Here is a 14,676-nt window from a genome sequence, read left to right on the forward strand (position 1 = left end):
AGTTAATATTATTTTAGTAACGCGTTCATAACACCGTAATAGCATTGCGTAACAGATGTTAGTTGTTCCACTTCAATATATTCATTAACAGTATGAGCAAGATTTTCCTTAGATGGTCCAATTCCTAATGTCTTTATATTTGCTTCTCCTGCATAATGACTGCCATTTGTACAGAAATTATACTGTGTGATGGTTGGATCAAAGCCCATTGATTTTAATTCAGCGTACACATCCTGAACAAATTCTTCACTCTCATCATATAACCATCCCGGGAAGAATCTTTCTCCCTCAATTTCATTTCCTGTGTAGCACATTTCTTTACCAACAGAATATGATGCTTTAACTTTTAACTCTGGATCCCTTTTCATCATTTCATCTAATAATTGTTTAATTGGAGCAAGAACACTTTCCTTAGTTTCTCCAACCAGTAATCTTCTATCATAAGTTGCTCTACAGTATTCAGGAACTACAGATGCTCCAGGGTATGGGCTAGATTTAACATCTACTAGTTCAAGGATTCCATCTCCCAATACTTCATGATGAGTAGGAGTTAATTTTCTAATTTCACCAATTACTTCTGCCATTTTATATACGGCATTTATTCCTTTTTCTGGATTGGCAGAGTGGCAAGGAACACCAAATGTCTCAATTACAACTTCTCCTCTTCCTCTTTGACCAATTTTAATATTAAGCTGTGAAGCTTCTCCTATTACTACATAATCTGGATTTATTCTGTTTGATATTTCTCTTGCAGCAACACCTTCGAAACATTCCTCATGGACTACTCCGGCTACGAAAATATCTCCTGCAAAATCCTTTTTAGTATCTTCTGCAAAATTTGCAGCTGCACAAACCATTGCTGCTACAGCACCTTTCATGTCTGAGGTTCCTCTTCCGTAAATCTTTCCATCATGAATTTCTGCAGCAAACGGAGGATACTTCCATTCAGTTTCATTAGAAACAGGAACCGTATCAATGTGTCCGTCAAATACTATTTTCTTTCCTGGTTTATTGCCTTTTATATGACCGATAATATTTCCATACTTATCAACAACTACATCATCAAATCCCAATTCTTTAAAAGCCTTTTTAAGTTCTTCAGCAACTTTGTCCTCTTGTCCAGAATAGCTTGATGATTTAACAAGTCTTTGGCATAAACTTATTACAGTTTGTTCTCTTTCTTTGTTAAGCATTAAATTCACCTCTCTTAAAATTTTTTCTTTTCATAGCTTGGATACTTGCCATTCCATACAATATCTTGGTAGTTTGCTTTATCAGTGTCCCCTTCAGTACTAAAGAATAATATCTTAGAATGCTCATCGAGGTTAAGCTTTTCTTTAATATCTTTAAGATGTGGATTTGTCATTATTTCTGCAACACATCCTAATGTAACCGCTCCACTTTCTCCAGATATTACTTTCTCATCTCCTTTTGGAGGATTTCCTAAAATTCTCATTCCTTCAGCAGCAGTAAAATCAGGGCATGAGATAAAGTTATCTGCATAATCTTTAAGAATATTCCAACCAATGGTACAAGGTTCTCCACAAGCTAAACCTGCCATAATTGTGTCCATGTCACCTGTTACTATTCTAAGTTGTCCATCATTTGCTTCTGCAGTCCTATAAAGACAATCTGCTTTATTTGGTTCCACAATTGTTATTATTGGTCTGTTTTCACCGTAAAAAGATGAATATAGTCCTGTTATTGCAGAAGCCATAGAACCAACTCCTGCCTGTAAGAAGATATGTGTAGGTCTTTCTTCGCCAAGAGCAATTAATTGCTCATAAGCTTCATATCCCATGGTACTGTATCCTTGAATTATCCATGTAGGTATGTCCTCATATCCATCCCAAGCAGTATCTTGAACCATTACCCAACCGTTTTCTTCAGCCATTTTATTAGCTAATCTAACTGCTTCATCATAATTAAGTTCAGTAATTGATGCTTCGGCTCCTTCAGCTCTTATGTTTCTTAGTCTTTCTTCTGAGCTTCCCTTAGGCATAAACACAACAGATTTTTGCTTTAATTGTCTTGCTGTCCAAGCAACTCCTCTTCCATGATTTCCATCTGTGGCAGTAACAAATACTATATCTCCAAGCTCTTTTTTAATATCTTCCGATATGAGTTTTTCATAAGGCATTTGATCTATTGTCTTATTTAGTTTTTTTGCCAAGTAATTTCCTATTGCATAGCTTCCACCTAATACTTTAAATGCGTTAAGTCCAAATCTATATGATTCATCCTTTACATAAATTCCACCTACACCTAGTTCTCTTGCTAAATTTTTCATTTCTCTCAATGGTGTTTTAGTGTACATAGGGAAACTTTGATGGAAACTCATTACCTCTTTGGATATCTTTGTGTTAAGTATATCCAAAGTAAATGTCTCCCCTTCTTTTCTTTCAAATTGTACAATCTTGAAGGCTTCTTTCATTGACCTCCTCCTTAAATAAATACTATTATAATTAAATTATCTTTTGATACTAATTATACTATTAATTACAGCAATTCTCATGCCAAGTCTTTAATTCGTGAAAAATTTTTCATGCATTATCCTTCAAAATATTGAAATTATAATAACTAAAAATTTAGGAATTAAAAAGACGCCAATAATAGAATCATTATTAGCGTCAAGATTATTATATAATTTCCATAGATTATTTCTCAATTTTAAAATTGATTTCTCATATTAAGAATTTAGTTCTTTTGAATTTCCTCTAAGCGTCTATAATAAGTTGCTAAACTAATTCCTAAAGAATTTGCAGCTAGCTTCTTTCCTTCTGTGCTATCTCCGAATACCTGTGCTGCTTTTTTTATCTCCCTCTTTTCCAATTCTTTCAATGGGATAATTGTAGCACTTTCAATATCAGTTTTGTTTCCGCTTAACATGTCTTCAAAGAAATCAACAGGTAATGTCCTATTATTAATGATACCATCTGCCTCCATCATGTTTACCATGAATTCTATAGTGTTTTCCAGTTCTCTGACATTACCTTTCCAGTAATGATTTTTTAGTAAATTCATGGTATTTGAATCAATATGACTATATGTTTTGTTTAATAATCTTACATACTTACTGATAAAATGTTCCACTAGTTCTACTATATCATCAGGTCTTTCTCTTAAGGGTTTAATATTAATGGGAATTACATTTAGTCTATAATATAAATCTTCTCTAAATTTCTTTTTTATCATCATTTCTTTTAGATCTGTATTAGTAGCTGCAATAACTTTTACATCAATAGGGATAACTTGATTTGAACCTATTCTGGTAATATTCTTTTCTTGCAATACTCTTAGTAATTTCGTTTGAAGATAAATAGGCATATCTCCGATTTCATCTAAGAAAATTATCCCTTGATTCGCTAATTCAAACTTGCCTATTCTACCCTTGGGATCTGCTCCGCTAAAAGCGCCTTTTACATATCCAAATAACTCACTTTCCAAAAGAGATTCAGGTATTGCAGCGCAATTTATAGCAACAAATTTCTGGTCTTTTCTATCGCTTTCTCTCCATATAGAGGTTGCAACCATTTCTTTACCTGTACCGCTTTCACCGGTAATAAGAACTGTTGAGTTTGATTTAGCTACTTTTTTTATATTATTAATAAGACTCAGAGTCTCATTACTTTTACCAATAATATTCTTGGTCTCAAATGTTTCATGAGTGGATGTTGCTTCATAAATATCAGATTTAAATGATTTCATGTCTTTAAATACAAAGATGTTTTTATAAAGTTTGTCTTTTAATCCAAGTGAATACATTCCACCAATGGCAAATATGGTTTTTCCTTCTATCTCAATTTTATATTCAGCTATATTATTTATTGAGTCTCCTGTGCTGCGTACTATTATTTCTTTACCTTCTAATTCAGATAAACCCAAGTGTTTTTTTGCACTATCATTATCAGATCTGATTATATTATCATCACCTATTACAACTACACCTTGATCCATATAATTAATTACACTATCAAGAGTATCTATAATTGAGCCAAATATTTCTTTATTTCTTTCTTCCATGACCTTAGCTGAAATAAAATAGGATATTTGTTTAATAAATTCAAGAAATAATTTTTCATTTTGAAGTATTAATGTCTTTTGTTCTTCTGTACTGCCAACTAAACCAATAACTCCAATTATCTCCTCTTCTATCTCTATGGGCATTGAGATTTCAATTTTTTCTTTGCAACTGGTCTTGCTGGGACAACTTCTACAAAGCACATCATCCCCTGGACAATAAATCACCTTAGTTTCTCCAGTTTTTAGAATATGCTTATATACATAACCTTCATCTGACATATCAGTACTTATATTACCTGAATAAATACCAGTACCTGCCACTCTAAAAAGATTATTGTCCACTACTTCCACATCTACTCCTGAAACCTTAGATATAACATCAGCATATTGCTGAACTGTATCTTGAATTCTACTTAGGATAAAACCCATACAACCACCCTTTTTATTGTATTAAAAACATATACTAACATTTATTCTATCATTCTTAAATCATTTTTACAACGAAGAATTAGTCGCAACGGTAATGAGAAATAAATTTTTATAGATACCATCTCAATTAATATTTAATAATACATCAAAGATATTAAGCATAAAAGCAAGGTTTTCACCTTGCTTTATTTTTTGTTGTTAAGATATCTTTTTTTGTATTTAATGGTGCTGTATTTGCTTATTTTATTGATAATTTTGTAATTAGTGAAGCTTCCCACTGCTCCTACAACGGGTATACCCTGTACAAATTTTGATGCCAGCATTGAATCAGACAATATTTTTGATGCCCGTGAAATTTCTTCCTCCAGTTTATTATCCAGCAAAATATGATTGTCAATTTTAGCTGAAATTTCATCAACCCTTTCATTAAGAATCCGCTGCTTTTCACCCTTTGAAAGGGAAGCACATATGATGTTTAAAATATAAATTTTTTCATCATCCAAATCATACACAAAACCATAGCTCAGTGATATTTCATAAATTGTCTTCAATATCATTGCTGTGAAAAGAGGTATGTCCGGAAGACCCATTCCAAGAAATCCAAGCCCAGCTCCTTCAATTACTGATATGGAAGAGTTTATGATGCTGGCTTTCTCTGCATGTTTGTCTAGCTTTTTCAGTGTCTTTCTGTTTACAGAAGTATTCAGCTTAAAATCGTTCATGTTGTGTTCTGACTGAATTTTTACCTTATTGTAAAGCTTCTCGATATACTTAGTCCCATTTTTAAAAACAAGCTGAAAAGATTTACAAAAAGCAGCGTTCAAGGTGCTTTTAACATTTTCAGGAACTTTCGATTCAACTTTTTCCATGAAAGGTTCAAGCTTTTCATCCAACATGTTTTTTTTAGAGTTCAGTATTTTTCGTTCCTTTTTTTCCAGCTTGTCTAAATGATCATTTATTATTTTCTTCATCGTACTCACCATTCTGAACAGTCACTGTCTTTCCGGCCTCCAGCATAGAGTTATTTTTCATGAATAAAACTGTAAGCATCATGATCAATATTCCTGTACCAATCAACAGGTATTCAATTTTCACCTTATCTGCCGCAGGGCCGAAAACAAGCATTGCAGCAGGCATCATTATGCTTGAAATCATGCTCATGACGCTGAACACTCTTCCGAGGAAATTTCCGTCTACCTTCTCCTGCAGCAGCACCATGGCAGGTGTGTTAAAAATTGGCATCGCAGTTCCAAACAGTCCCATGAATAAAATATACACCCAGAAATCAGGAACCAATCCAAGGGCAATTGAACATAAACCCATTACAAGTCCTGACAATGTCATAGTGTAGATTTTATTTTTGTAACCTCCCCAGGATGCCATGATTAATCCACCAGCCATCATTCCTACAGAAAATACAACTTCAATGGCAGTAAGCCTCCATACATCGTCCCCGAATGTCCTTGTAACCTGAAGAGGTGTCAGAAACGCCGAAGGAGAAACCAGTATGTAGTAAACTGCCATAAACATAAAAAACACTTTTAAAAAACCATGTTCTTTGATGTAAATAATCCCGTCTTTCATGTCTTTTATGTAGCTTGTTTCCTGCCTTTCAAGAGCCCTTTTGTGAGGCTGTACATGAAGAAAAAACAGTATTACAACAGCTATTAAAGCCGTGAAAACATCAACAAGAAAAATCGTTTCAATTGATGTCACTGTAAGGAGAGCACCGCTTGCCATGGGAGAAAGAAGCGTAACCATGGACTGAATGCTTCCATTTGTAGCCATAACCTTTGTAAGCTTATCTTCAGGAACCATCTGAGGAATAAAGGCATTTACAGCAGGAGTCTGAATTCCGGTTCCAAATGCTCTTATGCTGGATGCTGCAAACAAAAGCCATATTTCTCTGTATCCCGAAAAAAACAAAATTGCCATAACAAGCGTACATACTGCTATGAGCGAATCAGAAAGCATAATTAAAATTTTCCTGTTGTAGCGGTCTGCCCACACACCGGCAAATGGCGACAGAAAAAAAACAGGGAGAAAACCGCATATGATTGATATGGTCATCATGAGACCAGACTTTGTCTGAAGGGTTATGTACCACATTATTGCATACTGAACAAGCGATGATCCAAACAATGATACTGTCTGACTGGCAAGAAAAAGGACGATGTCATTCTTCCAATTTTTTTCAATGTTCACATTTAATCTCCAATCGATATTTTTAAATTTCTCTTTGTTCCGCAAACTGAATTTTTACACCATTGGGGTCAAGTGCAATGAAATATTTAAGATCTGGATTTGGCTGTACCGGACCGGTTTTTATTTCAATGCCTTTTTCCTTTACAATATTTATCATTTCATCAAGTGATTCAACCTTGAATCCCAACGATACAGCATTGCCTGGCTGAATATTTTTAATTTTACTGCTGCATATAAGCTCTAATTTTGTGTCATCTTCTCCCATAAAACAAATTTCCATTTCAGGTCCTGCATTGAATCTGTTAACCAGTTTAAGCCCTACTACCTCCTGGTAGAAATTCAATGATTCTTCCATATCTTTAACATGAATTGTAGTCCACAAAAATTTCATATTCCCTCCATAATGCATTTTTATTTAAATATAATATAAATATTTAATTCCTGCAATAATTTTCTCTTGTTGCTCTTATTATATTCTACTAATAATAAATTATTTTTTCATTAAATTTCCATAATATCCTCATTAATTAATTTTTTGTATTTCACATAAGTTAAATAATCTTTCTTTCTGAATATACTTTAATAAATTAAGAAAGGCGGTTATATAATGTCGAGAAATTATATGGATAACTTATCTCAACAAAAGACTATGATACTAGCAGGTCAGGGACGGGTATACACTGCACCTGACACTGCGGTGATACGCTTGGGAGTACAGACTACAGGAAATAATCTGCTCCAAATTCAGGCATCAAATGCAAGTACAATGCAGTCAATTCTTCAAATGCTTCAGAGGATGGGAATATCAGATGTAAAAACATATCAGTATTCCATTGACAAGATATATGATTATGAAGAAGGCAGACAAATAGACAGAGGTTACTCCGTCAGAAACATCCTTGAAATAAGGACGAATAACATTGACATGGCAGGCAGCATCATTGATTCTTCCGTAAATGCAGGAGCCAATGTAGTTGAACTCATAACATTTGATGTTTCAAACAGGGAAATGTACTATCAACAAGCCCTTAATATGGCAGTAATGAATGCTTTTGAAAAAGCAAAATCAATTTCTATGAATCTGGGTACAGGAAAAAATCCAATAATTGTTCATATAACTGAAAACAGCTCATTTCCAATTGAGCCATACAGGCGTGAGCTTGCTGCTTCAACACCAGTTGTTCCTGGAAGCCTCATAATAGAAGCATTTGTAACAGCTGAATTCACTTTTTAATTATACAATAATGCGTGGGGGCCTTTTGGCTCCCTTTTAGTATAACTCAAAATTTCATTTGTCTATACTTACTTGTTAGATTTCGGCAACACATATTTCCAGAACAATGGAATAAATACAACAAGAACAGCAGCATAAATCATTGTACCATTATGTATTAAACGAAATAGTGCATGAAGTCCTGCAAACGCACCTGCAATAAGAATGGTAAGCAGCATCTTATCAATTGATTCCTTTTGGTTTGATTCTTCAAGAGGTCTTGAAAAAGGATATTCACAGATGTATACTTTGCCTATGAGCGGCAATGCTGCAATTCCTGCAATAAAAACAACAGCAATGTCAAATAAAAATAAATTCCTGAACAACGCAATGTAAATTATTGCTCCAAGCATTTCAACCGGCACCATAAAACGGAACAAGATTGTTTTGAGCACTCCCCTGTACACTTCTTCCATGCGTTCGAATCCAGAAGAAATGTATACATAGGAACCCTTCCATGCTGAAGAATAATTGACAAGCCTCACTACAGACGAAATTGCTACAATCACAAAGTAAAGATAAAGATATTCAATTCCGGTTGCCTGATATTTTTCGCCTCTTATTCCCATGTTAAAAATCATCAATACAGGAAGAAGTATTCCAGTTGACAAAGCAGGATAAATTTTCAGTTTCAGACTTCTGTCGCTTCTTAACACTGCATTGGCAAAATGAAATGACTGGTATTGAACAGTGTTTCTGCATAAAATTTTCCCTACAAGTTCCTGAATAAAATGTTTCTTAAGTCTTTCTGTTTCTCCTGATTCAAGCTTAAGAAGCAGCTGCTCCATAACTTTGCTCAGTTTTAGATAAAAAACAAAGCTTATTAATGGAACAACAACAAGCAAAGCCGAAAAAACATAAAGATATGATGCCTTTCCCCCTGAGAATATGATTTCAAATGGAGCACCGAACCACAAAACAGGATTGAAATAATCCCTGAAACTGAAATTGTAGTTCATGCTTTTTATCGATGTGAAATCTATCATCCTGACTGCTACCTGGTATCCTATGGACAACAACACAGTCAGAAGAATTTGTATGGTGTTTATTATGTTTCTTAGAAGTTCTCCGTCAAAAAAGCGCAGCACAGCAAAATATATAAAGATTGTCATAATGAATATGAGTAAATCCATAAATATTACTTCAAGCACAAATATGAAAGCAGCAGCTAATCCATATGATAATATGAATACAACCATGGATGGTCCAGCCAGGAAAATATTGAGCCTTACCATGTATATAAATATGTGAACAAATTTTGAGACAGAGACAGTCTTGCTTTCCACCGGCTTGGTCATTATGATATTCTTGTCCTTTGTGTCAAGCAGTACAAAGGAAAAATCAGATACAAGGTACATGGTGGTCATAAAAAAGAATGCTCCTGCGAAATAAGCCATTCTAAGCATGTTATCTTTAATTATGTATATTATGGCAGCCAGGAATATTCCAAATATAAGATGAAATAAATATCCCTGCAAATATGATTTCTCCGATTGATTTTCACTGTTGCTTCGTGGCATTGCAGGAGCCCTTCTTCTGTCAAGAACAAGCTTTGTGCTTACTATGGCTCGCATTGTTAAATAATCCACTCCGAGTTTTTCAAAAATAAATCTAAACAAATCAAGAATCCTAAGCGATATATCCATAACCCCTCCTAATTCATGAACGCATCAACAAACTTGTCAGCAAGCATTTCATGATCATGAAAACCGGTTACATCGTTGAAGATTGACTCAAGAGATGTGTCCGACTGTTTTTTCATAACTTCTTCAACAGAACCGTCAATTATTATTGTACCGTCATTTATAAGGAGAATTCTGTCGCTTAACTTTTCCACAACCTCAAGAATATGCGAAGAATAAAAAATTGTTTTTCCTTTGTTTTTAAGCTTTTGAATTATTTCCTTGAATACAAGGACACTGTTGGCATCAATTCCTCCTAATGGTTCATCCAAAAATAAAATGTCCGGATTGTGAAGCATGCCGGCAACAATTGAAAGTTTCTGTCTCATACCCTTTGAAAACGTGTGAATTCTGCCTTCCATTGCGCCTTGTATTCCAAACACGCCCATCATTTCAGCGGCCTTTGCTACAGCAGCATTAGAGTTTATTCCATACAGCATGCCGATGAAGTCTATATATTCCTTTGCAGTAAGATTGTCATACATATCAGACACTTCCGGCACATATCCTATTTTTCTTTTGTACTCTGTCTTCCCTTTGACTTTATCTCCAAAAACATACACGTCTCCTTCATAGTCATCAATGAGTCCCAGTATAATTTTTATCGTTGTGCTTTTACCTGCCCCGTTTGAACCTATATACCCAATAATTTCTCCGCTGTTCACATGAAAATTTATGTCCTTCAATACTTCCTTGTTTCCAAAGCTCTTACTTACGTGCTCTAATCTTAATACTTCAGTCATACTAACTCCTTACTTATTATCATGGAAATCATCATATGAGATTTTCTGACAAAATTAATAAATTCTGTAAACACATGTGATAAAGAAAGGGATAAACATGAGTTTATCCCTTTCACCCCTCTTTAATTATATAATTGCTCTGAGCTTCAAATATAATTTATGCGTACTAACGCTCATTCCTAATGCTTATTTCGGATTATAACATAAAATTCATCACTTTAAAGTGGGATGTAATAATTAATAGGGTTTATTGTAATAATTAACAATTTTTATTTTTACTATCATTTCGGCTGTATCTAAAGTATCAACCTACTGTAGTAGTCTTGGATTCCTGTAATGCCCTCTTGCGGCAATACAGGAATCTATTGTTATTTGTAATTTCCCATTACAACATTGCTTATAACCCAGGAACCATTAATTTTTTCAACATCAAGTGTAATTTCCCTCTTTGCTGCAATTTCTCCTGAAGTCTTTTCCGCACTTGTGACTTCTATGATAAATCCTTTGATTTTGTATTTGCCGTCTGAAACTCTCTCGTAACTTTCAATATCTATTCTTTCAGGCCATGGACTTGAAACTGCTCTTCCAGGTGCTTCTGAAGGATTTTTGATCCATTTTTCAATAAGTTCTTTTGTTACAATTTTACCGTAATTTTCATTCATACTCTCCTTAAGCAATTCATCAGGAGCAAGAAGTGAAACCATCTTAAGCTTGCTACCAAAGCTTCGGACAATATTTTCAACATCAGCTGCTTCTTTGTTAAGTTCCTTGTCAATCAAATCATATTGAATTTTATTGATTTTGTCTTTTTCAAATTTGACCACAACATTTGGATAGGTGATTGCTTGTGCCACAAAGTCCCCTTCTGCATATGTCAATGTAGCATGAACATATGCATTCATTGGTGAAACCTCTGTAATGCTGTCAACGTTAACGGAATAACCAGCTGTCTTTTTTTCTCCTGCAGAAATTAAGACATAAATGAAACCCTGGTCTTCCAGGAAATGCAGTCCTTTTATTTTGTAATTGTCTCTATGCCATTTTTGAATTTTTTCATTGCTTCCGTCAATTACAACTTCTTCATAGTCTATTGGCCTTTCAACAGTTATTAAATCATCTTCAATATCTATAATAACTGAACGAAGCTCATTGTCCCAGCTTACTTTTGCTCCCAGATTCTCTGCCACATAACGTACCGGTACAAATATTTCTTTTCCCGCCATTTGAGGCACAGCATCTATTTCCAGTGTTTCCATAAAAACAGACCCGCCTTGGTTTTTATGTACTTTCACATATTTTTTCCCTGATTCAAATACCAATTCAGTGTGTCCTTTGACAACAGTAATTTTTCCATCCTTTGATAAGCTCGCTTCTGCTCCAAGTTCTTCTCTTATGAAATCAATATCCACCAGAGTTCTGTTATTTTCTATAAAAGGATTCACTTCCATCTGAACCCACTGATTGTTCAACTTGATTCTAATGATACCGGCAGTATTTGCAGGCGCTCCATAAACTGTATTTGTTGTCAGTACTGCGCAGCATAATCCTGCTGCTACAACTTTTTTAAATTTATTTAAGTAATGCATACAGCCTCCTATTTTGTTTTTTACTTAGACGCATTTTAAGAATGTTTGTTCCATAATAATTCTCGTCTTTTTATTTTGTGCTTTTGTCTGATTAAAATTCATTACATAAAAAAAATTGATCCGCATAGTATATAAAAAAGTTGCTCCGCAACTCCGCTAGGGGGACCTATGTCCCCCTTCGGCGCAAAAAATACTAACGTATTTTTTGCTGAGCACCCCCCTTGACGACAAGGGCGTCCCGCCCTTTGCAATCCCCGTTTTTTATATACTAGGAAAGAGAACTTTCCTTAGTATATAAAAAAGCTTGCTGAATTCAGCAAGCTTTACTTATACACAACTTCAAATTTTTCGCACACTACAAGCATGTTTTCATCAGCTTGTTTTCCTATGGCTTTTGCTTCCCTTGAAAAATAATCCCAGTGACAGTTTTTCCAGTATCTTAAGGACTTGTCACCCTCTCCTTCGGTTCTTGCAAATTCTTCTGTAACATTTTTGAATGGTACAACTTCTATATTTGTTGTTTTAATGATGCATATTGCTTCTCCCTGCCAGTTAGTAATGATGCTGTGATCTCCCTTTTTGGGAAGCGAATCATTTTCAAATTCATATGAGTCAAACAAAGAAGCCGTTGCTTTCTTAGTTCCTTCTAAAACAAGCTGTGCAAGTTCATGTGCATCCTGTTCATTGTCGCAGAAATACCAAGCGCTGTATGTTTTGTCTGTTTGTTTTTCATCTTCACCCAGTGAAAGAATATAATCTTTCCACATTTTTATTACTGATTCTTTTTCCATATTATCCCCTATACTTTTAAAATTTCCTTTACCATGTCTGATCTGATTTCCCATATGTTGGCCTGAATCCTGAACTTATCCCAGACGTCAGTTTCAAAAACCCTCATCCAGCTGTCCATAACCCTTTTTCTTTCTTCAGGATAAAAGTGAGCTGTTTTTTCATCTACAAAAGAAAAGGAATTTTTGTATCCCTTGCTTTCTATGTCTCTGGCATATTCATTCTCGTCATTTTCATCCTTTGGCACATAGTGGTGATTGAGAACATAATCCCACTTCAAACCGTCAAAATATATTATTTCAGATCTGTCAACCTCAAGCACATACACAACCTGATCTATTGTGGGGCGAAGCATGTATTCTTCGCTTATGGAGCACCATACGGGGAACTCCACATCTTCCGGCTTTGGAACAATTTTTTGTGCAGCCTCAACAAACCACATGTACAAATATATGATGTGATCTGAAATTAAGTCGAATTTTTCAACCAGGTTTTCTCTTGTAATCCTTACTACCCCGTTTTTTTCAAGTTCCTGAAGGCTTCTTATGTCCTGTCTGGTCCAGAGAGTAACCTTTCCTGAATCTTTAATAATATTCTCCATTTTACCCCCACAGTCAATTATTTAATCAGTTGTAATTTACCTTGCTTTTTCCTGTACCTCTCACAAGAATCCTGTCCTTAACCCTCTGGACATTTTTAAGTACAGCCTCTGTATCTTTCACTAACTTTCCGTCAAACTTTAAAAATTCCCCCTGAACCATGGTGTGTACAATGTTCTCAGGATTTGAGCTATAAATTATGGAAGTAAGCGGATCATACACAGGAAATGTGTTGACTTTGTTTAAATTCCAAAACACAAGATCAGCTTCACAACCTTCCTTGATTCTGCCCGTATTAAATTTTAATGCACTGTGGCCGTTCATTAAGCCCTTCCATATTTCAGCAGTCGTGAAATTTTCTGCATCACTTGTGGCATTCTTTCCGTTCAATGCAAAAATTCTTGCCTGTTCCAGCGGATTTAATGTATTTGAGCTTGCTGCCCCGTCTGTGCCGAATGTATAGTTCAGATTATCTTTAAGTTCGTATATATTTCCATTCCCCATGCTTAACTTCAAATAAGTCTTGGGACAAAATGAAAAATAGGCATTTTCATTTATATATTTTAAATCATCACTTGTTGTCCAAAGACCATGAGCAATTATAACATCCACATCAAATCCTCCGCTTTCATAAAGGACCTGCATCGGAGTTTTTCCTGTAAGTTTAATGCTGTCCTGAACCTGATCAAGAGTTTCTGAAACGTGCAGGTGTATTCCAACACCCAGTTTTTTTGCAGAATTTATAATTTCAGTCAGTATTTCTCCAGGGCATGTGTATGGTGCGTGAGGACCTAATCTTAAATGGATTCTTGAATTTGTATTTTTGTATTTTTCAACAAATTCCTCTGCTCTTGTAAGCTGTTCCCTGTAATCATCTGCAAGTCCGAAAATGGTTGGAGCTATGTCTGCCCTTATTCCGGAGTCCAAGACTGCCTTAAACACCGATTCCTGATTGAAATAATGGTCTGCAAATGCAGTGACGCCGCAGTCTATCATCTCAAGAGAAGCAAGCATGGCTCCCCAGTACACATCCTCTGCTTCAAGCTTGCTTTCATAAGGAAATATTTTTTCATTAAACCACCTGTCTATTGATATGTCTTCAGCAATTCCTTTCATTATGCTCATGGGAGAATGTGTGTGAAGGTTCACAAGACCAGGCGTTATGTAAAGATTAGAACAGTCCACAGTTTCATAATCACTGAAATCTTTTTGAATAAATGAAGAAATTTTTTCAATTTTTCCATCTGAAATCAACATGTCGGATACTTCATGGACATTACCGCTTTCGTCTATTATTCTTCCGTTCTTAAGCAATATTTTTTTTGAGTTCATTTTCCACCTCTTATA

At 35.0% G+C, this 14,676-nt stretch carries 13 protein-coding genes; 1 reads left to right on the forward strand and 12 read right to left on the reverse strand.

The features are described 5' to 3' along the window. Positions 1-8: 8 nt before the first annotated feature. From LY60_RS08795 to LY60_RS08820, 6 genes are all read right to left on the reverse strand, one after another. Positions 9-1,193 (reverse strand): YgeY family selenium metabolism-linked hydrolase, encoded by a 1,185-nt coding sequence (locus tag LY60_RS08795; protein WP_145082521.1) that lies wholly within the window; start codon positions 1,191-1,193, stop codon positions 9-11. A gap of 14 nt (positions 1,194-1,207) precedes the next feature. Then, on the reverse strand, positions 1,208-2,434 hold the full coding sequence (dpaL, locus tag LY60_RS08800) for a diaminopropionate ammonia-lyase (protein ID WP_145082522.1): 1,227 nt from the start codon (positions 2,432-2,434) through the stop codon (positions 1,208-1,210). Between the two features lie 263 nt (positions 2,435-2,697). Continuing rightward, the gene (locus LY60_RS08805) at positions 2,698-4,452 is read right to left on the reverse strand and encodes a sigma-54 interaction domain-containing protein (protein WP_145082524.1); all 1,755 of its coding nucleotides are present in this window, start codon (positions 4,450-4,452) and stop codon (positions 2,698-2,700) included. Between the two features lie 185 nt (positions 4,453-4,637). After that, complete coding sequence (locus tag LY60_RS08810) at positions 4,638-5,423, reverse strand: EcsC family protein (protein ID WP_145082526.1); 786 nt, start codon at positions 5,421-5,423, stop codon at positions 4,638-4,640. After that, the gene (locus tag LY60_RS08815; RefSeq protein WP_145082528.1) at positions 5,404-6,657 is read right to left on the reverse strand and encodes an MFS transporter; all 1,254 of its coding nucleotides are present in this window, start codon (positions 6,655-6,657) and stop codon (positions 5,404-5,406) included. The genes LY60_RS08810 and LY60_RS08815 overlap by 20 nt, the downstream gene beginning before the upstream one ends. A 22-nt stretch (positions 6,658-6,679) precedes the next feature. Continuing rightward, positions 6,680-7,048: a VOC family protein gene (locus LY60_RS08820; RefSeq protein ID WP_145082530.1), complete on the reverse strand. Its 369-nt coding sequence runs from the start codon at positions 7,046-7,048 to the stop codon at positions 6,680-6,682. Positions 7,049-7,279: 231 nt separating this feature from the next. Between LY60_RS08820 and LY60_RS08825 the strand changes: the two genes are divergently transcribed. Continuing rightward, complete coding sequence (locus LY60_RS08825; RefSeq protein ID WP_170226154.1) at positions 7,280-7,891, forward strand: SIMPL domain-containing protein; 612 nt, start codon at positions 7,280-7,282, stop codon at positions 7,889-7,891. A 68-nt stretch (positions 7,892-7,959) separates the two neighbouring features. On the opposite strand, the gene LY60_RS08830 is transcribed toward LY60_RS08825, so the two are convergent. The 6 genes from LY60_RS08830 to LY60_RS08855 form a co-directional block, all read right to left on the reverse strand. Next, positions 7,960-9,576: a hypothetical protein gene (locus LY60_RS08830; RefSeq protein WP_145082533.1), complete on the reverse strand. Its 1,617-nt coding sequence runs from the start codon at positions 9,574-9,576 to the stop codon at positions 7,960-7,962. Between the two features lie 8 nt (positions 9,577-9,584). Continuing rightward, entirely contained in the window at positions 9,585-10,355 is a 771-nt protein-coding gene (locus tag LY60_RS08835) for an ABC transporter ATP-binding protein (protein WP_145082535.1), read from the reverse strand. Positions 10,356-10,723: 368 nt separating this feature from the next. Further along, complete coding sequence (locus LY60_RS08840; RefSeq protein WP_145082537.1) at positions 10,724-11,941, reverse strand: stalk domain-containing protein; 1,218 nt, start codon at positions 11,939-11,941, stop codon at positions 10,724-10,726. A gap of 323 nt (positions 11,942-12,264) precedes the next feature. Continuing rightward, entirely contained in the window at positions 12,265-12,732 is a 468-nt protein-coding gene (locus LY60_RS08845; RefSeq protein ID WP_145082539.1) for an ASCH domain-containing protein, read from the reverse strand. An 8-nt stretch (positions 12,733-12,740) separates the two neighbouring features. Continuing rightward, positions 12,741-13,331 carry a DUF3841 domain-containing protein gene (locus LY60_RS08850; RefSeq protein WP_145082541.1) on the reverse strand — a complete coding sequence of 197 codons (591 nt, stop codon included), beginning with the start codon at positions 13,329-13,331 and terminating at the stop codon, positions 12,741-12,743. A 25-nt stretch (positions 13,332-13,356) separates the two neighbouring features. Next, complete coding sequence (locus LY60_RS08855) at positions 13,357-14,661, reverse strand: amidohydrolase family protein (protein ID WP_145082543.1); 1,305 nt, start codon at positions 14,659-14,661, stop codon at positions 13,357-13,359. Positions 14,662-14,676 lie beyond the last annotated feature (15 nt).

Origin of the sequence: Sedimentibacter saalensis (genome assembly GCF_007830175.1) — a bacterium.
Classification (GTDB): domain Bacteria; phylum Bacillota; class Clostridia; order Tissierellales; family Sedimentibacteraceae; genus Sedimentibacter; species Sedimentibacter saalensis.